Source organism: Halomonas sp. DQ26W (genome assembly GCF_003339685.1).
GTDB lineage: Bacteria > Pseudomonadota > Gammaproteobacteria > Pseudomonadales > Halomonadaceae > Halomonas.
On record NZ_QPKI01000001.1, the window covers coordinates 58603 to 81331 of the forward strand.

Below are 22729 nucleotides of genomic sequence, written 5' to 3' on the forward strand. Positions count from 1 at the left end.
GCTAAGTGTCATGACGATTACCACCCGTTTGATGTGAAACTCGAGCCATGTCGACCTGGTTGGCGCCCAGACGCTCTTCGCGCCGCACCCGACGCTGCAGGTTACGCAGCAGCAGGCGACGTTCGGCACGGGCGTGCAGAGTTAGTGCCAGCAGTAGTCCACCGGTCACCCCCCAGGCGGCCCAGACGTAGGGAGCATGCCCCCCCATGGCAATAAATTCGTTAAAGGACTCGAAGGCCATCAGCGCTCCTCCCCTGCCAGGTCACGCACCCAGCGCTTGTTGGATTCCCGGCGCAGGATCTCGCTGCGTGTCCGCATCAGGGTCAAGGCGATGAAGAAGCTGTAGAAGCCCAGCACCATGATCAGCAGCGGCGCCCACATTTCCATGGGCATGGCGGCGCGTCCGGTGATGCTGAAGGTGGCCGGCTGGTGCAAGGTATACCACCAGTCAACCGAGTACTTGATGATCGGTATGTTGATGACCCCAACCATGGCCAGCACCGAGGCGGCCCGCGAGGCGCTGTCGCGGCTGGTGAAGGCGCCGCGCAAGGCGATCACGCCCAGGTACAGGAACAACAGAATGAGCATCGAGGTCAGGCGTGCATCCCACATCCACCAGGTGCCCCAGGTGGGCACCCCCCACACCGCCCCGGAGAAGAGTGCGATGAAGGTCATGGCGGCACCCAGCGGCGCCATCATGGCGGCTGCCATATCGGCGACCTTGATCTTCCAGACCATGAAAACCAGGCCCGCGATTGCCATGGAGACAAATATCGACTGGGCCAGGAAGGCTGCCGGCACATGCACATAGATGATGCGGAAGCTGTTGCCCTGCTGGTAATCGGCCGGAGCGAAGGCCAGCCCCCAGACCGTGCCGGTAACGATAAGGATCAGTGCCGCGGCCCAGAACCAGGGCTGGAGCCGTGCGCTGATCGCGTAGAACCACTTCGGGGAACGCAACTTGTTAATAAAGGCCCACATGCCTAGTCACCCTCTCAACCGTTGATACTGATGCGCAGTGATGCCGCAATTGCCAGGGGCGCAAGAATCAGCGCCAGCGCCAACAGCGCGCCGAGAATCGCCAGATGCGCCATGACACCGTCGCCGAAAATGGCGGCCTGCACGGCTCCGGCACCGAAGATAAGCACCGGGATATAAAGGGGAAGCACCAGCAGCGAAAGCAGCACACCGCCGCGGGACAACCCCACCGTCAGCGCCGCTCCGATGGCACCAATCAGGCTGAGACTGGCACTGCCTAGTGCCAGTGAAATCGCCAACACACCATAGCTGCCCGCAGGCAGTGCCAGCATGATCCCCAGCAGCGGCGCCATGAGCGCCAGGGGCAAGCCGGTCAGCAGCCAGTGAACAGCCACCTTGGCTAAGGCAAGCATTGCCAGCGGCTGAGGTGTGAGCAGCAGTTGCTCGAGCGTACCGTCGTCGTAATCGGCCCTGAACAGGCTGTCCAACGACAGCAGCGCCGCGAGCAGCGCAGCCACCCACAGCAGCCCCGGGGCGATGGCCGTAAGCAGCTGTGGGTCGGGCGAGATGCCGATCGGAAACAGGGTGATCACGATGGCGAAAAAGACCAGTGGATTCATCACCTCGCTGCGCCGACGCAGTAACAGCACCAGGTCACGCTTGAGCGTTGCCCAGAATGCGACAGCCAAACCGCCGCCAGGTTCCCCGCGAAGGGCCACCGGGACTTCCCCGCTCAGCGAGCCTTCAGTTCCCATCATCGAGCCCTCCCCCACCAAGGTGGATACGGCGCAGCTCGGCACAGGGCGTCAGCTCGTGGTGAGTGGTCACCAGCACACAGCCACCCTGGCGGGCATGGTCGTACAAGCGCCGCTCAAGGGCCGCAACACCGTCGCGATCGATGGCGGTAAAGGGCTCGTCCAGCACCCACAGCGACCGCGGCGTCAGCACCAGACGAGCCAGCGCCACCCGGCGCTGCTGCCCGGCGGAGAGCTGGCCTGCCGGCAGGTCCTCGAAGCCGGCCAGGCCGACATCGTCCAGTGCCGCATAGCGGGATGCCTCATCCTGCGACTGACCCGCCATGGCTTGATACCAGGTCAGGTTTTCCAGCGGGGTCAGCGCCGCCTTGACCCCCGGAGCATGGCCCATATAAAGCAAGTTCGAGAGAAAGGCATCGCGTGCTTCACACATGGGGCGTTCGTCCCAGAAAAGCTCACCCTCGTAGTCTGCCAACTGGCCGGAGAGTATCTTCAACAGGGTGGTCTTGCCGCTGCCGTTGGGGCCTTCTACCCGCACGATCTCACCGGCGCGGATATCCAGGTCCAGGCCTCGGAACAGCCAACGATCATCGCGCTCACATGCGAGATTTTGCGCTTGCAGACGCAGGCTCAACGGCACTCTCCAGGAATGGTAAATTCGCTGGAAATGCTACACTAAATGGCTTTTTGCTACTAGTAATCGACCTGCGTCACGGTGCCTATCTTGCCGCAGGTCAAGACTTGTCCCTGGCCAGGGAACTTGCCTGGGAAGCATCGCCTGCTATGATGCTTGATACCTGTACATTTTCACAGGTTCGATCAGAGAGAGAAACGCCACATGCCACAGGCTTCCACGCACTATCTGCACCGACGCCCCAACCTGCCCATGCCCGAGGCCTGGATCCGCATCGAAGGTGATGACCTCGTCGAGATCCCATTGCTGGGCGACGTCTCGGCCGGCATGCCCATCGAGGCATGCCCGACCATCGGTGCCGTACATGCCCCCTCCTGCATGGTACGCCGCAACACCTACGCCCTGCGCGTGCTCGGCGACTCCATGATCGACTGCAACATCTTCGACGGTGATGTGATCATCATCGAACGCCAGGAGAGCGCGGAAAATGGCGAAACCGCCGTGGTACTGATCAATCAGCAAGAAGTCACCCTGAAGAAGCTATACATAGAGAAGAGCGGGGTCCGCCTGCAGCCGGCCAACGAGCGCCTGCCCCCCATCTACCTGAAGAACAGCGACATCCAGGTGCTGGGCATGGTAATGGGCGTGGTGCGTCAGCACGAGCTCACCCACTGATGTGCCACCCGGTTTCTGACGTACCTGCCGGCACCCGGTGGGAATCCGAGACCGAGGTCGAATAGAGCAGGTTCATCACCTGGCCGGACCCCATCACGTCACCCCGCTCAGTGCCACCTCATACGAACGCCGGATATGGTCATCCATCAATGCTCGCGCGGCCTTGATGTCGCGCTCCAGGGCAAGTGCTACCAATTCACCGTGCTGGGCATCGAGTACACGCCGCACCTCGGGCGCTTCCGGCGCCATGCGGCGATAGCGGTCGAACTGGTCATGGAGCTGCTCGATGAAGCGCAACAGCCAGACCGAGCCACAGGGGGCCACCAGAGTACGGTGAAAGCGGGTATGCAATCGCTCCCATTCGTCGACCTCTTCCGGCACCATGTCGGCCCGCTTGAGCCGATGCGCCGCCGCCAGCAGTTCCGACTCCCACTCGGCATCACCGAAGCGAATCGCCCGCTCCAAGGCCATGCCCTCCAGCTCACGACGCATCTCGGCAATGTCGTCAAGCTCGCGGCTTTCCAGCCGCGGCACGCGAAAGCCACGCTGGTTCTCCTGTTCAAGCAGACCATAAGCGGCGAGCCGGTTAAGTGCCTCGCGTAGTGGGCTGAGCCCCACACCGTAGTGCTCCTTGAGAGTATTGATAGCCACTTTTTCGCCAGCCTGGAAACGACCGTTTACCAGGTCTTGACGCAAGGTGTCGTAGATACGACCAGACGTCGTCATGTGCCCCTTCTGGGTGGGTCTTCCCATGCCCCCTCCTTCACCTTGTCTCGAAACCGAAGGTTGACCTTTTTTCATTCTTTAATCTACTCTAGTACAAATAATCGATTCTTTTACGATAAGACGACTAATGAACAATAAATCAACGACCCTCTCCATGGCCGAAAAAAACATGGCCTCCGCATGACAGCCTCTCCCGACAAGGTGCCGTTTGGCGCTCTGTTCTGGGCCTTCACCCGTATCGGTCTGCTCGGTTTCGGCGGCGGTCCCGCGATGATACCCCTGGTACAACAGGAAGTGGTAAAGCGCCACGCTTGGCTGAGCGATGAAGAATTCGCCGACGTGCTAGCCATCGGCAACACCCTACCCGGCCCCATCGCAACCAAGATGCCCGGCTACATCGGCTATCGGGTAGCCGGCGCAGCCGGCTGTGCGATTGCCGTGTCCGCCGTGATCCTGCCCATGATCGTAGCGATGATCGCGCTACTGGCCCTATTCAGCAGCTATCGCCACGTGGACTGGATCCACGGCATGGGCCAGGCTGTCGTTCCGGTGGTCATGGTCATGATGGGACAACTGACCATGGACTTCTGGAACAAGTCACGCCTGGCCCTGGGCTGGGCGGTGAGCCTGGTCATGGCGGGAGTGGCCGGTGTGACGATCTACCTGCTCGGTGTGCATCCCGGCTGGGTGATCGGCGGCATCCTTGCGGCAGCGCTGCTGCGACCGACATCCAAGCAGAGGCCCGCATGATGATGGTCTATTGGGAGCTGTTCCTGGCCTTCTTCATCCCCAACATCATCGGCTACGGCGGTGGACCGGCGATCATTCCGCTGATCGAAGTGGAGGTGGTCGGCCGCTACGGCTGGATGAACGCCCAAGAGTTCGCCGAGACCCTGGCGTTGGGCAATGCCCTGCCAAGCCCCATCGCCACCAAGATGGCCGGCTATGTGGGCTATGACGTGGCGGGTATCGGCGGCGCCCTGGTCGCAGTGTTCGCCACGGTGGTGCCTTCGCTGCTGCTGATGTTGGGTGCCCTGGGGCTGCTCTACCGTCATCGCGACTCCCCCCGCGTCAAGCGCATGAGCCAGTGGGTGCGGCCGGTGATCGCAATGATGATGGCCTGGCTGACATGGAGCTTCTTCAGCGAGGGCCTAAACAGCGCGGGCCTGGTACATACCATCCTCATAGGTGTGGCAGCCGCCATCGCCCTTCTGCGCTTCCAGACCCATCCGGCCTTCGTGGTCCTGGCTGCGCTCATTTACGGAGGTCTATTCCTGAGCTGACACGTTGAATAACAACACCCCAACGAGGGAACACGCGCTCACTCCGTTGCTGTCTCGCCCGAGGCGAGCGGCAGCTATTACACCACCAAAAATACAAAGGTGATCCATCATGACGCGTACGAAGCTGACCCATACCATTGCCGCCATCGGCCTCGCCACCGGCATCGCCCTGTCCGGCACCGCCCAGGCAGACTATCCCGAGCAGGATATTCGCCTGATCATTCCCTACGGTCCCGGGGGCGCCACCGACATCATCTTCCGGCTCATCTCCCAGGAAGCCGAGCAGTATCTGGGTGAATCCATCGTTCCGGTCAATATGGCCGGCGCCGGTGCTACGCTCGGCTCGCGTAACGTCAAGGATGCCAACCCGGACGGCTACACCCTGCTCGGCAGCCACGACACCATCGCGCTGTCCAAGCTGGCCGGCACCGTCGATTACTCATTCGACGCGTTCGAGCCGATCGCACTGCTGACCCAGACCATCAACATCCCCACCGCGCACGCCAACCATGAAGTGCAGAGCGCCAACGAGATCGCCGACTACGTGCGTGAAAACCCGGGCCAGGTACGCTTCAGCATGATCCCGAGTTCCACCGACCACTTCTTCTGGGCACAATTTTTCCAGGAGGCCGGCATCGACATGGCCGATGTACGCCTGGTGGGCTACCCCGACACCGGCGAGCAGGTGTCGGCACTGATGGCCGAAGAGATCGACTTCGCCATGTTCAACCTGCCGTCCGGCGGCTCGTTCTTCGAGAACGACACCTTCCGTGCACTGGGCATCGCCCACCCCGAACGCCTCGATAGCATGCCCGACGTCGCCACCCTGCGCGAACTGGGCATCGCGATGGACCACTCCACCAGCCGCGGCATCTTCGCCCCCAAGGGCACTCCGCAGGAGGTCCTCGACACCATCGCCGAGGCCTATGGCCAGGCGCTGGAGAACGAGACGGTACGCAGCCGCATCGAGAACGAGTTCGGCTCGGTGGTGCGCTTCCTCGCCGGTGACGACTATCTCGAGTTCCTCGACGACAACGAAGCGGCGCTCTCGGCGGCCGCCGAGAACATCGACTTCCAGAACTGAGCCTGCACTGAGTGAGCCCCCGTCCCGGCACGTCGAGGCGGGGGTCGGGAGACGTTTCGATGTTGACACTTACCAAGGACCGCGCCTTGGCGCTGGCCCTGCTATTGATCGTTGCCGTGATGTGGGTCGAGTCGGGCAATATCCGCCCGCCCACTTCCTGGCAGCCCTACGGCTCGGCACTGTTTCCACGCATCCTGCTGGTCGTCACCGGCCTGCTGTCACTGCTGATCCTGGTCCGCTCGCTGATAACCGGCGCGCCGGCAAGAACAGAGCCCCGGCGCAGCTTCGTCCAATGGCTGGGCCATAATCGCACGGTGTTCTCGCTGTTCGGACTGTTCGGGCTGTATGCCGCACTGCTGCCGGTACTCGGCTACCTCGTCGCCACCCTGACCTTCCTGGTGACATCGCTGGGATTGCTGCTGGGAATCGATTCTCGCCGCAAGTGGATCATCAACCTCGCCGTCAGCTTCACCCTGGTGCCGCTGGTGTATGTGATCTTCCGCTTCGGCCTCAATGTCTGGCTGCCCTGACGCCCGGGAGTGACACATGGCGGATTTCTTTCTACAGGCCCTCGGCCAGGTCAGCAGCCCTTCGGTACTGGCGCTGATCGTTATCGGCGTGCTGTTCGGCATCATCGGCGGCAGCATACCGGGGTTCACCGTGACCATGGCGATCCTGGTGGTCTTCCCCTTCACCTTCGCCATGGACCCGGTCAGCGGGGTGTCGCTGATGGTGGGCGTGTTCGTGGGCGGCTACTCCGGGGGCATCGTCTCCGGCGTGATGCTCGGCATTCCCGGCACCCCCTCCTCGATCACCACCGTCTACGACGGCTACCCCATGGCCCAGAACGGCGAACCCGGCCGCGCTCTGGGCATCGGCGTGGCGGCCTCATTCCTCGGCACCCTGATCAGCGTGGCCGTACTGGTCTTCTTCGGCCCGCTGATCGCCAGCTTCAGCATGAACTTCCGCCCCTGGGAGATCACCGCGCTGATCGTCTTCGCCCTGACCCTGGTCGCCGGGCTCTCCAGCGGCGCGCTGATCAAGGGGCTGCTGGCCGCCGCCCTGGGCCTGCTGATCACCACCGTCGGCTACGACCGGAACAGCAACCTGCGCTTCGATTTCGGCTTACCCGCACTGGGCTCCGGGTTCGAGATCCTGCCGGTGATGATCGGCATCTTCGCTTTCTCCCAGCTGATGGGCAATCTCGAGAAGCTGCGCGACGAACAGGGCAAGATCAAGGGCGTCGACACCAGCGTCACCATCCCCTACGGCCGCATCCTCAAGGACATGGGCAGTCAGAAGCTCAACACCCTGCGCTCGTCGCTGATCGGCAGCCTGGTCGGCGCCCTGCCCGGAACCGGCGGCACCGTGGCCAACTTCATCAGCTACGACCAGGCCAAGAAGTTTTCCAAACACCCGGAGACCTTCGGCAAGGGCACCCCCAGCGGCATCGTCGCCTCGGAGGCCTCCAACAGCGCCGTGGCCGGCGGCGCCTTCGTGCCCACCCTGGCACTTGGCATTCCCGGCGACCTGCCCATGGCCATCATGATGGGCGTGCTGATCCTGCACGGGATCACGCCAGGGCCGCTGATGTTCGAGCAGAACCCGGTACTGGTCGGCGCCATCTACGCCAGCCTGCTGATCGGCGCGGTGATCATGGTGCTCTGCCAGCTGCTGCTGGTGCGCTGGTTCGCCAAGATCTCGCTGATCCCCCAGGAGGTCCTGGTGCCGGTGGTGCTGATGCTTTGCGCCATCGGCTCCTACGCGCTGAACAACAACCTGTTCGATATCTGGGTGCTGTTCGTCTTCGGCGTGATCGGCTACCTGCTGTGGAAAGCCGGGGTGCCGCTCACCCCACTGATTCTCGGCGTGGTGCTGGGCAACAACCTGGAACGCCAGCTGTTCCGCGCCCTGGAGCTCGACGAGAGCTGGATGACCTTCCTGACCCGGCCGCTGTCGGCACTGTTCCTGGCGCTGGCGGTGGCCTCGGTGATCTTCTCGCTCTATCAGGACCGCAAGATCCAACATAACCAGCTCAGGGCCAGGAACCTGCCCGAGCAGTAAAGGAGCCTTCTTATGCAGCACGACGCGCGTTTCTATCCGAGCCCTTCGCGGCGCATGGCCACCTTCGGCAGCCGGGGAATAGTCGCCACCTCACAGCCCCTGGGGGCCCAGGCCGGCATGCAGATCCTCCAGCAGGGCGGCAACGCGGTGGACGCCGCCATCGCCGCCGCCGCGGCGCTGACCGTCGTGGAACCCACCTCCAACGGCCTCGGCAGCGACGCCTTCGCCATCGTCTGGATGGAGGGCAAGCTGCACGGCCTGAACGCCAGCGGTCCGGCCCCCCAGGCGGCCACCATCGAGGCGATGAAGGCCCTCGGCCATGAGCGGGTTCCGGAATACGGCATGCTGCCGGTCACCGTGCCGGGGGCGCCGGCGGCCTGGGCGGCCCTCTCCGAGCGCTTCGGCAAGCTGCCCTTCGCCGATCTGCTGGCCCCGGCCATCGCCCTGGCGGAAGAGGGCTACCCGGTCTCGCCGATCGTCAACCAGATGTGGGAAGAGGCCCATGATATCTATAGTCGCCACGATGACCCCGCCCTGAAGCCCTGGTTCGAGACCTTCGCCCCGAATGGCCATGCTCCTCGCCCAGGTGAGCTTTGGTCTTCCCCTGGGCATGCCAGTTCCCTAAGGGCGATTGCCGAGACAAAAGGGCGGGCTTTTTATGAGGGCAAACTGGCCGAACGCATCGACGCCTTCTTCCGCGAGCACGGCGGCCTGCTGCGCAAGGAGGACCTGGCGGCCTTCCAGCCGGAGTGGGTCGAGCCGATCAGTACCCGCTACCGCGGACACGATATCTGGGAAATACCGCCCAACGGCAGTGGGCTGATCGCCCTGCAGGCGCTGGGCATGCTCGAGCGCATGGGCGAGGAGGGGCGGGACCCGGTGGAGACCCTGCATCGGCGCATCGAAGCCACCAAGCTGGGCTATGTCGACGGCCAGCGTTACGTCACCGAGCGCGAAGCGATGGGCCCGAGCGTGGAGCAACTGCTGGCCGACGACTATCTCACCGAGCGCGTCGGCCTGATCGGCGAGCAGGCGCTGGACCCCAAGCACGGCAATCCGATCAAGGGCGGCACCGTCTACCTGGCCACCGCCGATGGCGACGGCAACATGGTTTCGTTCATCCAGAGCAACTACAAGGGCTTCGGCTCGGGCGTCGTGGTACCCGGTACCGGCATCAGCCTGCAGAACCGTGGCTGGGGGTTCTCCCTGGACCCGGCGCACCCCAACGCCCTGGCGCCCGGCAAGCGCACCTACCACACCATCATTCCCGGCTTTATCACCAAGAATGGCCAGGCAGTAGGGCCGTTCGGCGTCATGGGCGGCTACATGCAGCCCCAGGGCCACGTCCAGGTGATTACCGCCATGCTCGACGACCACCTCAACCCCCAGGCGGCGCTGGACATGCCGCGCTGGAAGTGGACCAGGGGCAGGACCGTCGAGGTCGAGCCGCACTTTCCCGACCACCTTGCCCAGGCGCTGGCACGGCGCGGCCATGACATCGTCAAGATGGCCGACACCCTGAGCTTCGGTCGCGGCCAGGTCATCCTGCGCGACGGCGACAGCGGCGTGCTGTGCGGCGGCACCGAACCGCGCACCGACAGTGCCGTGCTGGCCTGGTAACCCAAGCTGCATGAAACGCCAACGGCGCCCCTGTGGGCGCCGTTGGCGTTTCATGCACTGTGACCAGGAAGCAGCTCAGCCCAGGTACTTGATCATTACCCCAGCCGCTACCGCCGAGCCGATGACCCCGGCCACGTTGGGTCCCATGGCGTGCATCAGCAGGAAGTTGTGCGGATTGGATTCCAAACCAACCTTGTTGGCAACGCGCGCCGCCATGGGTACGGCGGAGACCCCGGCGGCACCGATCAGCGGGTTGATCGGCATCTTGCTCATCACATTCATGAGCTTGGCCATCAGCACCCCAGCCGCGGTGCCGATGGCAAACGCCACCATGCCCAGCGCCATGATGCCCAGGGTCTCGACCGCGAGGAAGCTCTCCGCCATCAGCCGTGAGCCGACCGCCAGCCCCAGCACGATGGTGACGATATTGATCAGCGCATTCTGGGCCGTATCGGTCAGCCGCTCCACCACGCCGCATTCGCGCATCAGGTTGCCGAAGCAGAACATCCCCAGCAGCGGCGCCGCGTCGGGAAGGAAGAGTGCCACCAGCATCAACAGCAGGAGCGGGAAGACGATCTTCTCCAACTTGGATACCGGACGCAGTTGGGTCATGGTGATCTCGCGCTCACGCTTGGAAGTCAGCAACTTCATGATCGGCGGCTGAAGCAGCGGCACCAGTGCCATATAGGCGTAGGCCGCCACGGCAATCGCCCCAAGCAGTTCCGGGGCCAATACGCTGGAGACGTAGATCGAGGTGGGGCCGTCGGCACCGCCGATGATGCCGATGGCGGCCGCTTGTTCTAGCGTGAAATCCATCCAGCCCAGCGTGGTCATCCCGACCGCCCCGAACAGGGTGGCGAAGATGCCGAACTGCGCGGCGGCGCCCAGGAACAGCGTGCGCGGATTGGCCAGCAGCGGGCCGAAGTCAGTCATCGCGCCCACACCCATGAAGATCAGCAGCGGCGCGATGCCCGACGCCACGGCCACCGAGTAGAAGGTGTAGAGCAAGCCGTCACCGTAGCCCACGTTCATGGCCACATCACGCGCGGCGCGAATTTGATCCGGCGAGGCGCCATTGTCGGCAATCGCCTTCAGCGTCGCTCGCCACGCCTCTTCGCCAGCCAGCGGGTCGAGCGTGGCCCCCATCACCGAGGCGATCTGATGCAGCACGGCCGGCCGGGCCACTCCGATGGCCTGGTCCAGCGCCGAGATGGCCAGCCCCGCCTCGGGAATGTTGGCAAGAATCCCGCCGAAACCGATCGGCACCAGCAGTAGCGGCTCGAATTTCTTGTGGATCGCCAGGTAGAGCAGCACCAGGCCCACCACAATCATGACCGCCTGGCCAGGGGTCAGATTGTAGAGGCCCGAGCCCTCCCACAGGGTCAGTAGCTTATCCATGTGGCGTCGCCCTTACAGCACGATCAACGCATCGCCGACGGATACGCTGTCGCCTTCGCTGACCTTGACCTCGGAGACAGTGCCGGCACTGCTTGCCCGCACCTCGGTTTCCATCTTCATGGCCTCGAGGATGATCACGACGTCACCCTCCTTGACCGTATCGCCCGGCTTGACGTTGACCTTGAAGATATTGCCCGCCAGTGGCGCGGCAATGGTTTCGCCGCTGGGCTCGGGCGGAGCCGCCGGGGCCGGAGCAGCACCGCCCTGCTCCGCTACCTCGCCGATCTCGCCGCCCTCGGCCACTTCCACCACGTAGGCCTTACCGTTGACCTTGACGGTGTAGGTTTCGGGGCCTGTCGTGGCAGCACCCTGCTTGGCCGGCACTTTGGCCTCCGTCGTGGCAGGCAGGCTCGCCTTGGCCGCTGCTTCCGGAACCTGGGGCACCGGCTCGAAGGCATCGGGGTTGTCGCGGTTCTTGAGAAACTTGAGCCCGATCTGTGGGAACAACGCATAGGTCAGGACATCATCGATCTCGCCCTCGCCCTCGGCCAACCGAATCGTCTCCTCCTTGGCTTTCTCCTTCAGCTCGGCGGCGAGTCTCTGCATTTCGGGTTCGAGCTGGTCGGCCGGCCGACAGGTGATCGGTTCGCCACCCTCCAGCACGCGCTGCTGCAGCTCTTTGTTCAAGGGAGCGGGGGCAGCGCCGTACTCGCCCTTGAGCAGCGCCTGGACCTCCTTGGAAATCGACTTGTAGCGTTCGCCCATCATGACATTCATCACCGCCTGGGTGCCGACGATCTGGGAGGTCGGCGTCACCAGTGGAATGAAACCCAGATCCTCGCGGACACGCGGGATCTCGGCCAGTACATCGTCGAGCTTGTCGCCGGCGCCCTGCTCCTTGAGCTGGCCTTCCATGTTGGTGAGCATGCCGCCGGGAACCTGCGCCACCAGGATGCGGGAGTCGATGCCCTTGAGCGAGCCCTCGAAGGCGGCGTATTTCTTGCGTACCTCGCGGAAGTAGCCGGCGATATCCTCGAGCAGCTCGAGATCCAGGCCGGTGTCGCGCTCGGTGCCCCGCAGAATGGCCACCACTGACTCGGTGGGGCTGTGGCCATAGGTCATCGACATGGAGGAGATGGCGGTATCGACGTTATCAATGCCAGCTTCCACGGCCTTGAGGATCGAGGCGGTGGACATCCCGGTAGTAGCATGACACTGCATGTGAATCGGGATCGACAGCGCCTTTTTCAGACGCGAGACCAGCTCGAAGGCGTCGTAGGGGGTCAGCAGACCGGCCATGTCCTTGATGCACAGGGAGTCGGCGCCCATCTCGGCGATGGTCTCGGACAGCTCCACCCAGCTATCCAGGGTATGCACCGGGCTGACAGTGTAGGAGATCGTACCCTGGGCATGCCCTTGTACGTCACGTACCGCCTTGATGGCCCGCTCCAGGTTGCGCGGGTCGTTCATGGCGTCGAACACCCGGAAGACATCGACGCCGTTGGTCTTGGCCCGCTCGACGAAACGGTCGACCACATCGTCGGCATAGTGACGGTAGCCCAGCAGGTTCTGGCCCCGCAGCAGCATCTGCTGCGGGGTGTTGGGCATGGCCTCCTTCAACGCCCGTATCCGCTCCCACGGATCTTCACCGAGATAGCGGATACAGGCGTCGAAGGTGGCACCACCCCAGGACTCCAGCGACCAGAAGCCAACCTTGTCGAGCTTCTCGGCAATCGGCAGCATGTCGTCTAGACGCATGCGAGTCGCGAACAGCGACTGATGGGCGTCGCGCAGCACGACGTCGGTGATGCCCAGCGGGCGCTTGGTCTCACTCATGACGATGACCCCGTAGAGATGGCGATGTATTTATGTAGTAACATGGCGCGCCTTCGACGCACTCTCAGTCTGTAGCATGCAGTCAGTAGCAAGCAGTCAGTGGCGAGGGCGGCGATGGCGGTAGCGATGTACGGCGGTGCTGATGACGGCCATCAGTTCGGCATCATCGGTTCGGTGAGCGGTGGGAGCCGTGCCTTGACCGGTGGCGGGTTGCGCGACTGAAGGCTTGGGAGCCAGGCGACGAACCACCAGCGACATCAGGGTAGTGGCGACCACGAGCACGGTAAGAAAAACAAAAACAAACCCCATGCCAACCCCCATCAGGGCCAGACCGTCATGTAACAACTGCAGATCCTGCATGCGCCTTCTCCCGAAACCTGACCGCGTACTGACGCCATCAGGTCAAATAGCGTAGAAATCCGGTCGTATAAATTGCCACACTCAGGACAGATTGCAAGCGCCCTATGGTGGAAGCCAGCGTTGTTGATTTACTACAAAAGAGTCGCAAAAAGGGTCGAATCGGGCTCGCCCCCATGGAGGGCGTGATCGACGCCGTTACCCGCGACCTGCTCACCCGGCAGCCCGGCTTTGACTGGACGGTCACCGAATTCGTCCGCGTGGTCGATGCTCGCCTGCCTCCGCGAGTCTACTACAAGACCTGCCCGGAACTCGCTCTGCAGCCAGCCCGCACCCCCTCCGGGGTACCGGTACACCTGCAACTGCTGGGCAGTGATCCCGCAGCCCTGGCCGCCAATGCTCGCCAGGCCCTGCAACTGGGCGTGAGCAGCATCGATCTCAATTTCGGCTGTCCAGCCAAACTGGTCAATCGCCATGATGGCGGCGCCTCATTACTGCGCGATCCGCGCCGAGTACACGCCGCCGTAGCCGCCGTGCATGGCGCAGTCGGCCACGCCATGCCGGTCACTGCCAAGATCCGCCTCGGTTTTTCAGATCGCCGTCTCGCCATCGCCTGCGCCAGGGCCGCCGAACAGGGTGGCGCAACTCAACTCGTCGTGCACGCCCGCACCCGCGATGAAGGCTACCGGCCACCGGCTCACTGGGAGTGGATCGGACATATACGCCGCCACTTGAGCATTCCCGTTGTCGCCAATGGAGACATCTGGAGCCTGGAGGACTACTGGAAAGCAAGAACGCTGTCCGGCTGCCGGGATGTGATGCTTGGCCGCGGCGCCCTGGCCGACCCCTGGCTGGCGCCGCGCATCCATCACTGGCTAGCGACAGGTGAACGTCTTACTGGCACTAGCTGGCAGGCCCGAGCCGCACTCCTCACCGCGTATGCTGCAACGCAGCGCGAAAAACTGCAAGCGAGGGTGGTGGTTTCACTGGTCAAGCAGTGGTTGAATCAGATGCGTCATAGAGATGCCGTGGCGGCTCAGCACTTCGAGGAACTCAAGCGCATTACCGACCTCGATGCACTGCTCGCCGGGTTGGAGACAACCCCGACAGCGCTAGGGCAGAAAACCTGCGAGCCCGCTTGAGACGACCCACTATCGGTCTCCCGATGCGATCAGAACCGTATCAAGCCATAAAAAAGGTTCTTCACACTTTGGCGCGAACCTGCTCTGCACAGACTGCATTGTGGAAGGACGCCTCGGCGATAGCGACGCAGGCGCTCCTTGTTGGAGCGCTCGGTTCGGCGCCCCGACTCTGCATCGCGACTGGCGCCGAGAGGCGCCTTGGAGGAGGCCGCCGCCACGGCGATAACCGTAACGTTTCCAACACCGCCGGGAGGCCTGCGGCCTCCAGTCGTGAGCTGAAGCTTCCTCCTACAGCGGTGCGGTTCGCGTTGGTGGAGAGAATCATTGTTGGAGCGCTGCTNGCGATAACCGTAACGTTTCCAACACCGCCGGGAGGCCTGCGGCCTCCAGTCGTGAGCTGAAGCTTCCTCCTACAGCGGTGCGGTTCGCGTTGGTGGAGAGAATCATTGTTGGAGCGCTGGTTTCCATCGCGACTGGCGCCGTCAGGCGCCTTGGCGGAGGCCACGGCGTAGGCGATGGTCGCTGGCACTGGCAACCCCGCCGGGAGGCCTGCGGCCTCTTCACGCCAGTCTGCGTAGAACCATAAAAAAGGGGTGCGGTCGACAAGCGACAACACCCCAAACGATCGCGGCCAACACATTCCTCCCTGAACGGGCCGTTATCACTATCCGATAGGCTGACTGGCCTGATAACCATAACTGGCCTGATAACCATAAACAGAAGACCCGCCCTCGGATCGAGGACGGGTCTGAATCTGGCGCGCCCGGGAGGATTCGAACCTCCGACCACCTGATTCGTAGTCAGGTACTCTATCCAGCTGAGCTACGGGCGCAAAAGATGTAACCACGACATGCTACAGCAAACTTCCAATAATCACGCTTGAAGCTATGCTGCTTGAAGCTATGCTGCTTGAAGCCATGCTGCTTAAAACATGGCGCGCCCGGGAGGATTCGAACCTCCGACCACCTGATTCGTAGTCAGGTACTCTATCCAGCTGAGCTACGGGCGCGTGCTTCGTCTTTCTACTCTTTCAATTGCAGTTTTCTAGCGTTGCAGTTTTCGATTCTGCCACTCTGCAACGTATCGTCATGGCGGAGAGGGAGGGATTCGAACCCTCGATGGGGCTATAAACCCCATACTCCCTTAGCAGGGGAGCGCCTTCAGCCACTCGGCCACCTCTCCCTCGACGACACGGCGCATATCCTATCGCTCCTGCGCCTCTTTGTCTAGCGTATTCAGGGATTTGTTTCCTGGCATCTGAATCGCGAGCGTCTCGTCATCCCCATCAGGATGCGCTGCCGCCACCCCCTTCTTCCTCAGACTTTTCACGCTGGATGCGCTGGTAGATCTCTTCGCGGTGTACTGCGACATCCTTGGGTGCATTGACGCCGATTCGGACCTGATTGCCCTTGACGCCAAGGACGGTCACGGTGACATCATCACCGATCATCAGGGTTTCGCCGACACGGCGGGTCAGGATGAGCATGACTGATCTCCTTCTCAGACGACTAACAACGGGATACGCGACGATCCAATCGACGCTAGTACTTTAAGCCTATTATGTGGCATGAAACCACTACGTACCACCAACGCGCACCGTGACATCATGAATTCGTTGAAGGGAAGTCGCATGCCGTGGCGTTACCGACTCCCTTCAAGCGTAGAAGATACAGGCTAATCCCGTTGTTTTCCGGATTTATTCGCTTTCGATATCGCTCTTGTCCAGACCGAAGGCCTTGTGCAGCGCCTTGACCGCAAGTTCCATGTGCTTCTCGTCGATGACCACCGAAATCTTGATCTCGGAGGTGGAAACCATACGGATATTGACGTTTTCATCGGCCAGCACACGGAACATCTTGGAAGCCACGCCCGCGTGTGAGCGCATTCCGACCCCCACCAGCGACACCTTGGCGATGTTGTCATCGCCCTTCACCTCGCCCTCACCCAGGTCAGGCAGCACCTGCTCCTGGAGGATCTTCATCGTCTGCTTGTAGTCGCCCTTGGCCACGGTGAAGGTGAAGTCGGTGTAGTCGCCCGCCGGCGCCACGTTCTGCACGATCATGTCGACCTCGATGTTGGCATCGGCGATCGGGCCCAGGATACGCGACGCAACGCCGGGCACATCGGGGGTATTGAGCAGGGTGAGCTTGGCCTCGTTGGCGGTGAAGGCAATACCAGAGATCAGCGGTTCTTCCATGGAGTCCTCGTCTTGGTCGGAGTCAGCAACGATCAGGGTGCCGGGGCCATCCTGGAAACTGGACAGCACGCGCAGCGGAACATTGTATTTGCCGGCGAATTCAACAGCGCGGATCTGCAGCACCTTGGAGCCGAGGCTCGCCAGCTCGAGCATCTCCTCGACGGTGATGGTGTCGAGGCGCTGGGCCTTGGAGCAGACGCGGGGGTCGGTGGTGTAGACGCCGTCGACGTCGGTGTAGATCTGACACTCATCGGCCTTGAGCGCTGCCGCCAGGGCCACACCGGTGGTATCGGAGCCACCGCGACCGAGCGTGGTGATATTACCCTCTTCGTCGACGCCTTGGAAACCGGCGACAACCACCACCTTGTTGTCATCCAGATCCTCGCGCATCTCGTCGGTCTCGATGCGCTGGATGCGTGCCTTGGTATGGGAACTGTCGGTGAGGATGCCCACCTGGGAACCGGTATAGGAGGTCGCCGGTACGCCCAACTTGTGCAGCGCCATGGCCAGCAGCGAGATGGTGACCTGCTCACCGGTGGAGACCAGCATGTCCATCTCCCGGGGTGTCGGCTCGTCGTTGATCTCGTTGGCCAGGCCGATGAGGCGGTTGGTCTCGCCACTCATGGCGGACAGGACGACGACGATCTGATGCCCCTGATCGCGAAAGCCCTTGACCTTCTCAGCCACGGCCTTGATGCGCTCCACGGAGCCCACCGAGGTGCCGCCGAATTTCTGTACGTATAGTGCCATATGCGGTTTTCCCTCGTTTTTCGAGTGTAAGCGCTCAGGGCCGGCGCCGGGGCCGGCCCACGGTATTACTGCAGCCGCTGCTCAAGCCAGGCCGGTACGCTCTGCAGGGCCGCCGGCAGGGCCGCAACGTCGCTACCCCCTGCCTGGGCCATGTCGGCGCGCCCACCGCCCTTGCCGCCCACCTGGGAGGCGACATGGTTGACCAGGTCGCCTGCCTTGACGCGGGAGGTCAGGTCATCGGTGACACCGGCAATCAGGCTCACCTTGCCTGCCTCTTGATCGGCCACGCCGAGCACCACGACACCGGAACCCAGCTTCTGCTTGAGCTGATCGAGCACACCGCGCAACTCCTTGGCTGAGACACCCTTCAGTTGGGTGGCGAGCACCTTGATACCGCCGATCTCGTGGGCCTCACTCAGCATGTCGCTGCCGGCGGCGCTGGCCAGCTTGGCCTTGAGCCGCTCGAGCTCCTTTTCCAGCAAGCGATTGCGCTCGACCAGCGATTCGACGCGCTCTTCGACCTGCTCCGGCTTGGCCTTGAGCCGTTCGCCGATGCGATTGACCCGAGCCTCCTGCTCACGGAACCAGGCGAGCGCCCCCTCGCCGGTGATCGCCTCGATGCGGCGCACCCCCGAGGCGATACCCTGTTCGCTGACGATATGGAAGCAGCCGATGTCGCCGCTGCGGGCCACATGGGTACCGCCGCACAGTTCAATGGAAAAGTCGTCGGCGCCGATGGTCAGCACCCGCACGCTGTCCGCGTACTTGGCCTCGAACAGCGCCGCCGCGCCCTTGTCCTTGGCCTGGTCGAGGGTCATCTGCTCGATCCGGGTGGCCGCATTGGCCAGGATCTGCTCGTTGACCAGTCGTTCCACCTCGGCGAGTTGCTCTGGCGTCATGGCCTCGAAGTGGCTGAAGTCGAAGCGCAGCCGTTCCGGCGTGACCAGCGAGCCCTTCTGCTGGACGTGATCACCCAGCACCAGGCGCAGTGCCTTATGCATCAGGTGGGTTGCGGAGTGGTTGCGGATGGTGGCGCCGCGTAGCCTGGCATCAACCTGAGGACGCACCTCGGCGCCTACGCTGAGGCTGCCCTCGAGCAGCACGCCATGGTGCAGGTGGTGCCCACCCTGTTTCTGGGTATCGGTGACCAGGAAGCGGCTGTTGTCGTCCAGGTGCAGGTAGCCGGTGTCGCCAACCTGGCCGCCGGACTCGCCGTAGAACGGCGTGCGGTCGAGCACCACGAGGCCGCGCTGCTCGGGCTCAAGGCCGGCCAGTGCTTTGCCCTCGCGGTCGACAATCGCGGTGACGGCGGCGCGACCTTCCAGCCTGTCGTAGCCGGTGAATTCGGTTTCACCCTCGAGCTCCAGCGCGGCACTGTAGTCGCAACCAAACTGGCTGGCCGCCCGGGCGCGCTCACGCTGGGCCTCCAGTTCACGCTCGAAGCCCTCGGCGTCGAGGGTCACTCCGCGCTCGCGACAGACATCAGCGGTCAGGTCATAGGGAAAGCCGTAGGTATCGTAGAGCTTGAACACCGTCTCGCCGGAGAGCACGTCGCCCTCCAACGCCTGCAGCGCTTCCTCGAGCAGGCCCATGCCATGCTCCAGGGTGCGGGCGAACTGCTGCTCCTCCTTGAGCAGCACGCGTTCGATCTGATGGCGAGCCTCGCGCAGCTCCGGGTAGGCGTCGCCCATTTCGGCATCCAACGCCCCGACCAGCTTGTGGAAGAAGTCACCCTTGGCACCCAGCTTGTTTCCGTGACGGATGGCCCGGCGGATGATCCGTCTCAGCACATAGCCGCGCCCCTCGTTGGAAGGCAACACGTCGTCGGCAATTAGGAAAGCGCAGGAGCGGATATGGTCGGCGATCACGCGCAGCGACGGGGTGGTAGTATCCGTATGGCCGGTATGCCGAGCCGCCGACTCGAGCAAATTCTGGAAAAGATCGATTTCGTAGTTGGAGTGCACGCCCTGCAGCACCGCGGCCACGCGCTCGAGACCCATGCCGGTATCGATGGAGGGCTTGGGCAACGGGTTCAGGTTGCCCGCCGCATCGCGGTCGAACTGCATGAACACCAGGTTCCAGATCTCGATATAGCGGTCGCCGTCCTCTTCCGGGCTGCCGGGAGGCCCGCCCCACACCTCGGGGCCGTGATCGAAGAATATCTCCGAGCAAGGGCCGCAGGGGCCGGTATCCCCCATCTGCCAAAAGTTGTCTTTTGCGCCGATACGCGCGATGCGCTCATGGGGCACACCGATTTCATCGGCCCAAATGCTGTAGGCCTCATCATCTTCGGTAAATACAGTGACCCAAAGCTTCTCGGCAGGTAGCCCCAGCCGTTCGGTAAGGAAAGTCCAGGCGAAACGGATGGCATCGCGCTTGAAGTAGTCGCCGAAGCTGAAGTTGCCCAGCATCTCGAAGAAGGTGTGGTGTCGGGCGGTATAGCCGACGTTGTCCAGATCATTGTGCTTGCCGCCAGCGCGGACGCAGCGCTGGGATGAGGTCGCGCGCACGTAGGGGCGCGGATCCTGCCCAAGAAAGACGTCCTTGAACGGCACCATGCCGGCGTTGGTGAACAGCAGGGTCGGGTCCGTGCCCGGCACCAGGGAGCTCGACGGCACGATGGTATGTCCGTGCTCCTCGAAGTAACTCAGAAAGGCCTGTCTGATGTCTGCGCTTTTCATGGAATATCCGTGGCGATGAGCATGATGACCCGACGGGCGGGAAAGCGGGTGCGGCCGTCGAAAAAAGGCCGCTGCAGGGGCGCCGTGGCGCGCCGAAGCGCGACCCGGGGCGTTCGCAAAGGGGGGTATTATAGCGTAGTTGTCAAGCGACTGAAGAGTGCAGGCCGAAGCGGCCGTCTCAATCACCATCCCAGGCGTGGGAAAGGGCGTGACGCAGATGCTCGAAATCGAACCCTCGGCTGGCGAGGAAACGCTCCCGCCGCGCGCGCTCACGGGGCGAGTCGCCGGGACCGTCGAAACGCCGTGCCAGTGAGTCACAGGCCAGCGCAAACCAGGCAGTTTCCGCCTCGGCAAAAGCGGCCTCGAGGGTAGCGCGGTCGATACCGCGCCGGGAAAGCTCGCCACGAATCTTCAGTGGCCCTTGGCCCCGGGCCACCCGCGAGCGAAGGAAGCTTTCGGCGAAACGACTATCCGACTGCAGACCCTGCTCGGCCAGGGCATCGAGGCAGTCGTCGATAGCCGCCGTGTCGTGCCCTTTCGCGGCCAACCGCTCCGCCAGCTCGACGCGCGAGTACTCGCGCCGGGCCAGCAGGCGAATGGCGTCCTCCCTGGGGGAGGTGTCGCGATCGCTCGGCGGCTGGCCCAGCATGGCTTAGAGCAAGCTGCCTTCGTCGGCGTCATCGGCCAGCTCGGCGGTGGCCTCCTTCTCCCGGGGCTCTACCGTGGCCAGCAGCTGGCCACGGATCTGGCTTTCGATCTCCTCCATCACCGCCGGGTTGTCCTCGAGGAACTGGGCGGCATTGGCCTTGCCTTGGCCGATCTTGTTGCCCTTGTAGCTGTACCAGGCGCCGGCTTTGTCGACCAAGTTGCACTGCACGCCCAGGTCGACCACTTCTCCGGCGTGATAGATGCCCTTACCGTAGAGGATCTGAAACTCGGCCTGACGAAACGGCGGTGCCACCTTGTTCTTGACCACCTTGACCCGGGTCTCGTTGCCGGTCACCTCGTCGCCCGACTTGACCGAACCGGTACGGCGAATGTCCAGGCGCACGCTGGCGTAGAACTTGAGCGCATTGCCACCGGTGGTGGTTTCCGGCGAGCCGAACATCACGCCGATCTTCATGCGGATCTGGTTGATGAACACCACCATGCAGTTGGCGTTCTTGATATTACCGGTGATCTTGCGCAGGGCCTGGGACATCAGGCGTGCCTGCAGGCCGACGTGGGAGTCGCCCATCTCGCCCTCGATCTCGGCCCGCGGGGTCAACGCCGCCACCGAGTCGATGACGATCACGTCGACCCCGCCGGAGCGCACCAGCATGTCGCAGATCTCCAGCGCCTGTTCGCCGGTATCGGGCTGCGAGACCAGCAGGTCGTCGAGGTTGACCCCGAGCTTCTCGGCGTAGCTGGGGTCGAGTGCATGCTCGGCATCGATGAAGGCGCAGGTCTTGCCCTGCTTCTGGGCCTGGGCAATCACCGAGAGGGTCAGCGTCGTCTTGCCCGAGGATTCCGGCCCGAAGATCTCGACGACCCGCCCCAGCGGCAGGCCGCCGATGCCCAGGGCGATATCCAGGCCCAGGGAGCCGGTCGACACCGATGGCATGATCACCCGGGGCGTATCACCCAGCCGCATCACGGTACCCTTGCCGAACTGGCGCTCGATCTGAGAAAGGGCGGCATTCAATGCCTTTGTACGGTTGTCTTCCTGTGCCATGTAGCGCTCCTCGTAGAACTCGTCTGCAGAAATTCGGTTGCTCAACACTTGCTCAACACTTGCTCAACACTTGCTCAACAACCGGAATGGCGGACGAAACCGTTAGGGGGTCGCCCGGACACTGTATGGTTGGACAGTAGTATGGCGAAAAAATCGCCGCTCGCCAAGCGTGGCACCTACGTGGCCGCGATATAACTTGCCTCGATATAACGGATCAGGCCGACAATGGCGTCGCGTACTGCACGCTCACGCACCGCCCCGCGGTCCCCGGGATAGTGCAGCCGCTCGGCCTGCTGTCGCTCGGCATCCCCCCAGGCCAGCCACACGGTGCCCACCGGCTTGTCCGGCGAACCACCGTCCGGGCCGGCCACGCCGCTGATCGCCACGCCGAGCGGCGCACCGCTTTCGCGACAAGCGCCAGCAACCATTGCCTCTACCACATCGCGGCTCACCGCACCGTGCTCGGCGATGGTCGCCTCGGGCACGCCGAGCAGGCGAGCCTTGGCGGCGTTGGAGTAGGTCACGTAACCGGTCTCGAAGTAGTTGGAGCTGCCGGCAACGGCCGTGATAGCGCTGGCGACCCCCCCGCCGGTACAGGATTCGGCAACCGTCACGCTCAAACCCTGCTCCCGGCAGCAGCGCCCGAGGCGTTCGGCAAGGGTGATCAGGTCGAGGTTCGCCAGGCTGGCAGCGCGATGAGACATGGTGTCGCTCCTTCGAGGTGGTGATCAGCCCCTGACGCCGACCGCGCGTAAGGATAGACTTTTGCGTACAATAGCGGCTTTGTTCGCGATATGCAGGCCGTGGCACGATCGCCACGTCATAGCCCCGGAAA

General features: G+C 63.1%; 22 protein-coding genes and 3 tRNA genes. 8 read left to right on the forward strand and 17 right to left on the reverse strand.

Annotated elements, in window-relative coordinates; translation table 11 throughout:
• Position 1: 1 nt before the first annotated feature.
• Genes ccmD through ccmA form a run of 4 tightly spaced genes read right to left on the reverse strand, consistent with a single transcriptional unit; the run spans position 2 to position 2367 of the window.
• Positions 2-241 (reverse strand): heme exporter protein CcmD, encoded by a 240-nt coding sequence (ccmD, locus tag DU490_RS00260; RefSeq protein ID WP_114572344.1) that lies wholly within the window; start codon positions 239-241, stop codon positions 2-4.
• Positions 241-981, reverse strand: a complete 741-nt coding sequence (locus tag DU490_RS00265; RefSeq protein ID WP_114572345.1) for a heme ABC transporter permease — start codon at positions 979-981, stop codon at positions 241-243. The genes ccmD and DU490_RS00265 overlap by 1 nt, the downstream gene beginning before the upstream one ends.
• 14 nt (positions 982-995) lie before the next feature.
• The gene (gene ccmB, locus DU490_RS00270) at positions 996-1736 is read right to left on the reverse strand and encodes a heme exporter protein CcmB (protein WP_404872822.1); all 741 of its coding nucleotides are present in this window, start codon (positions 1734-1736) and stop codon (positions 996-998) included.
• Positions 1723-2367, reverse strand: a complete 645-nt coding sequence (gene ccmA / locus DU490_RS00275; protein WP_114572346.1) for a cytochrome c biogenesis heme-transporting ATPase CcmA — start codon at positions 2365-2367, stop codon at positions 1723-1725. The genes ccmB and ccmA overlap by 14 nt, the downstream gene beginning before the upstream one ends.
• A gap of 204 nt (positions 2368-2571) precedes the next feature.
• Here ccmA and DU490_RS00280 point away from each other — a divergent pair, with 204 nt between their 5' ends.
• Positions 2572-3042: a LexA family transcriptional regulator gene (locus tag DU490_RS00280; protein WP_114572347.1), complete on the forward strand. Its 471-nt coding sequence runs from the start codon at positions 2572-2574 to the stop codon at positions 3040-3042.
• A 93-nt stretch (positions 3043-3135) separates the two neighbouring features.
• On the opposite strand, the gene DU490_RS00285 is transcribed toward DU490_RS00280, so the two are convergent.
• On the reverse strand, positions 3136-3795 hold the full coding sequence (locus tag DU490_RS00285) for a GntR family transcriptional regulator (protein WP_114572348.1): 660 nt from the start codon (positions 3793-3795) through the stop codon (positions 3136-3138).
• Between the two features lie 153 nt (positions 3796-3948).
• Here DU490_RS00285 and DU490_RS00290 point away from each other — a divergent pair, with 153 nt between their 5' ends.
• From DU490_RS00290 to DU490_RS00315, 6 genes are all read left to right on the forward strand, one after another.
• Complete coding sequence (locus tag DU490_RS00290; protein ID WP_114572349.1) at positions 3949-4518, forward strand: chromate transporter; 570 nt, start codon at positions 3949-3951, stop codon at positions 4516-4518.
• 2 nt (positions 4519-4520) lie between these two features.
• Positions 4521-5051, forward strand: coding sequence for a chromate transporter (locus DU490_RS00295; RefSeq protein WP_114572495.1), 531 nt, complete (start codon positions 4521-4523; stop codon positions 5049-5051).
• 109 nt (positions 5052-5160) lie between these two features.
• Positions 5161-6135 (forward strand): tripartite tricarboxylate transporter substrate binding protein, encoded by a 975-nt coding sequence (locus DU490_RS00300; protein ID WP_181869914.1) that lies wholly within the window; start codon positions 5161-5163, stop codon positions 6133-6135.
• Between the two features lie 59 nt (positions 6136-6194).
• The gene (locus DU490_RS00305; protein ID WP_114572350.1) at positions 6195-6665 is read left to right on the forward strand and encodes a tripartite tricarboxylate transporter TctB family protein; all 471 of its coding nucleotides are present in this window, start codon (positions 6195-6197) and stop codon (positions 6663-6665) included.
• Between the two features lie 16 nt (positions 6666-6681).
• A complete protein-coding gene (locus DU490_RS00310) occupies positions 6682-8199 on the forward strand; it encodes a tripartite tricarboxylate transporter permease (protein WP_114572351.1) in 1518 nt (505 codons plus the stop codon).
• Between the two features lie 12 nt (positions 8200-8211).
• Positions 8212-9819, forward strand: a complete 1608-nt coding sequence (locus tag DU490_RS00315) for a gamma-glutamyltransferase family protein (RefSeq protein WP_114572352.1) — start codon at positions 8212-8214, stop codon at positions 9817-9819.
• Between the two features lie 75 nt (positions 9820-9894).
• Here DU490_RS00315 and DU490_RS00320 read toward each other — a convergent pair whose 3' ends face one another.
• The 3 genes from DU490_RS00320 to DU490_RS00330 form a co-directional block, all read right to left on the reverse strand.
• A complete protein-coding gene (locus tag DU490_RS00320; RefSeq protein WP_114572353.1) occupies positions 9895-11217 on the reverse strand; it encodes a sodium ion-translocating decarboxylase subunit beta in 1323 nt (440 codons plus the stop codon).
• Positions 11218-11229: 12 nt separating this feature from the next.
• Positions 11230-13053 carry a sodium-extruding oxaloacetate decarboxylase subunit alpha gene (gene oadA, locus DU490_RS00325; RefSeq protein WP_114572354.1) on the reverse strand — a complete coding sequence of 608 codons (1824 nt, stop codon included), beginning with the start codon at positions 13051-13053 and terminating at the stop codon, positions 11230-11232.
• 96 nt (positions 13054-13149) lie between these two features.
• Entirely contained in the window at positions 13150-13413 is a 264-nt protein-coding gene (locus tag DU490_RS00330) for an OadG family protein (protein WP_114572355.1), read from the reverse strand.
• Between the two features lie 173 nt (positions 13414-13586).
• On the opposite strand from DU490_RS00330, the gene DU490_RS00335 reads away from it, so the two are divergent.
• Complete coding sequence (locus DU490_RS00335; protein ID WP_114572356.1) at positions 13587-14552, forward strand: tRNA-dihydrouridine synthase; 966 nt, start codon at positions 13587-13589, stop codon at positions 14550-14552.
• 755 nt (positions 14553-15307) lie between these two features.
• Here the strand turns inward: DU490_RS00335 and DU490_RS00340 are convergent.
• The 9 genes from DU490_RS00340 to DU490_RS00380 form a co-directional block, all read right to left on the reverse strand.
• A tRNA-Arg gene (locus DU490_RS00340) sits at positions 15308-15384 on the reverse strand.
• 100 nt (positions 15385-15484) lie between these two features.
• Positions 15485-15561: transfer RNA gene (locus DU490_RS00345), tRNA-Arg, on the reverse strand.
• A gap of 80 nt (positions 15562-15641) precedes the next feature.
• Positions 15642-15734, reverse strand: a tRNA-Ser gene (locus DU490_RS00350).
• 103 nt (positions 15735-15837) lie between these two features.
• Positions 15838-16038, reverse strand: coding sequence for a carbon storage regulator CsrA (gene csrA / locus DU490_RS00355; RefSeq protein WP_114572357.1), 201 nt, complete (start codon positions 16036-16038; stop codon positions 15838-15840).
• 210 nt (positions 16039-16248) lie between these two features.
• Positions 16249-17499, reverse strand: coding sequence for an aspartate kinase (locus DU490_RS00360; RefSeq protein WP_066450799.1), 1251 nt, complete (start codon positions 17497-17499; stop codon positions 16249-16251).
• Positions 17500-17564: 65 nt separating this feature from the next.
• Positions 17565-20180 (reverse strand): alanine--tRNA ligase, encoded by a 2616-nt coding sequence (gene alaS / locus DU490_RS00365; RefSeq protein ID WP_114572358.1) that lies wholly within the window; start codon positions 20178-20180, stop codon positions 17565-17567.
• 178 nt (positions 20181-20358) lie between these two features.
• Positions 20359-20829: a regulatory protein RecX gene (locus tag DU490_RS00370; protein ID WP_114572359.1), complete on the reverse strand. Its 471-nt coding sequence runs from the start codon at positions 20827-20829 to the stop codon at positions 20359-20361.
• A 3-nt stretch (positions 20830-20832) separates the two neighbouring features.
• Positions 20833-21894, reverse strand: a complete 1062-nt coding sequence (recA, locus tag DU490_RS00375; protein ID WP_114572360.1) for a recombinase RecA — start codon at positions 21892-21894, stop codon at positions 20833-20835.
• A gap of 176 nt (positions 21895-22070) precedes the next feature.
• On the reverse strand, positions 22071-22598 hold the full coding sequence (locus tag DU490_RS00380) for a CinA family protein (RefSeq protein ID WP_114572361.1): 528 nt from the start codon (positions 22596-22598) through the stop codon (positions 22071-22073).
• Positions 22599-22729 lie beyond the last annotated feature (131 nt).

Excerpts from the sequence above, each read along its gene's own strand:
- ccmB (WP_404872822.1), bottom strand. The coding sequence starts at position 1,736 with ATGATGGGAACTGAAGGCTCGCTGAGCGGGGAAGTCCCGGTGGCCCTT.
- ccmD (WP_114572344.1), bottom strand. The coding sequence starts at position 241 with ATGGCCTTCGAGTCCTTTAACGAATTTATTGCCATGGGGGGGCATGCT.
- DU490_RS00380 (WP_114572361.1), bottom strand. The coding sequence starts at position 22,598 with ATGTCTCATCGCGCTGCCAGCCTGGCGAACCTCGACCTGATCACCCTT.
- DU490_RS00310 (WP_114572351.1), top strand. The coding sequence starts at position 6,682 with ATGGCGGATTTCTTTCTACAGGCCCTCGGCCAGGTCAGCAGCCCTTCG.
- DU490_RS00300 (WP_181869914.1), top strand. The coding sequence starts at position 5,161 with ATGACGCGTACGAAGCTGACCCATACCATTGCCGCCATCGGCCTCGCC.
- csrA (WP_114572357.1), bottom strand. The coding sequence starts at position 16,038 with ATGCTCATCCTGACCCGCCGTGTCGGCGAAACCCTGATGATCGGTGAT.
- DU490_RS00360 (WP_066450799.1), bottom strand. The coding sequence starts at position 17,499 with ATGGCACTATACGTACAGAAATTCGGCGGCACCTCGGTGGGCTCCGTG.
- DU490_RS00330 (WP_114572355.1), bottom strand. The coding sequence starts at position 13,413 with ATGCAGGATCTGCAGTTGTTACATGACGGTCTGGCCCTGATGGGGGTT.
- DU490_RS00370 (WP_114572359.1), bottom strand. The coding sequence starts at position 20,829 with ATGCTGGGCCAGCCGCCGAGCGATCGCGACACCTCCCCCAGGGAGGAC.
- DU490_RS00320 (WP_114572353.1), bottom strand. The coding sequence starts at position 11,217 with ATGGATAAGCTACTGACCCTGTGGGAGGGCTCGGGCCTCTACAATCTG.
- DU490_RS00315 (WP_114572352.1), top strand. The coding sequence starts at position 8,212 with ATGCAGCACGACGCGCGTTTCTATCCGAGCCCTTCGCGGCGCATGGCC.
- recA (WP_114572360.1), bottom strand. The coding sequence starts at position 21,894 with ATGGCACAGGAAGACAACCGTACAAAGGCATTGAATGCCGCCCTTTCT.
- DU490_RS00280 (WP_114572347.1), top strand. The coding sequence starts at position 2,572 with ATGCCACAGGCTTCCACGCACTATCTGCACCGACGCCCCAACCTGCCC.
- DU490_RS00295 (WP_114572495.1), top strand. The coding sequence starts at position 4,521 with ATGGTCTATTGGGAGCTGTTCCTGGCCTTCTTCATCCCCAACATCATC.
- DU490_RS00290 (WP_114572349.1), top strand. The coding sequence starts at position 3,949 with ATGACAGCCTCTCCCGACAAGGTGCCGTTTGGCGCTCTGTTCTGGGCC.
- DU490_RS00335 (WP_114572356.1), top strand. The coding sequence starts at position 13,587 with ATGGAGGGCGTGATCGACGCCGTTACCCGCGACCTGCTCACCCGGCAG.
- alaS (WP_114572358.1), bottom strand. The coding sequence starts at position 20,180 with ATGAAAAGCGCAGACATCAGACAGGCCTTTCTGAGTTACTTCGAGGAG.
- oadA (WP_114572354.1), bottom strand. The coding sequence starts at position 13,053 with ATGAGTGAGACCAAGCGCCCGCTGGGCATCACCGACGTCGTGCTGCGC.
- DU490_RS00285 (WP_114572348.1), bottom strand. The coding sequence starts at position 3,795 with ATGGGAAGACCCACCCAGAAGGGGCACATGACGACGTCTGGTCGTATC.
- DU490_RS00265 (WP_114572345.1), bottom strand. The coding sequence starts at position 981 with ATGTGGGCCTTTATTAACAAGTTGCGTTCCCCGAAGTGGTTCTACGCG.
- DU490_RS00305 (WP_114572350.1), top strand. The coding sequence starts at position 6,195 with ATGTTGACACTTACCAAGGACCGCGCCTTGGCGCTGGCCCTGCTATTG.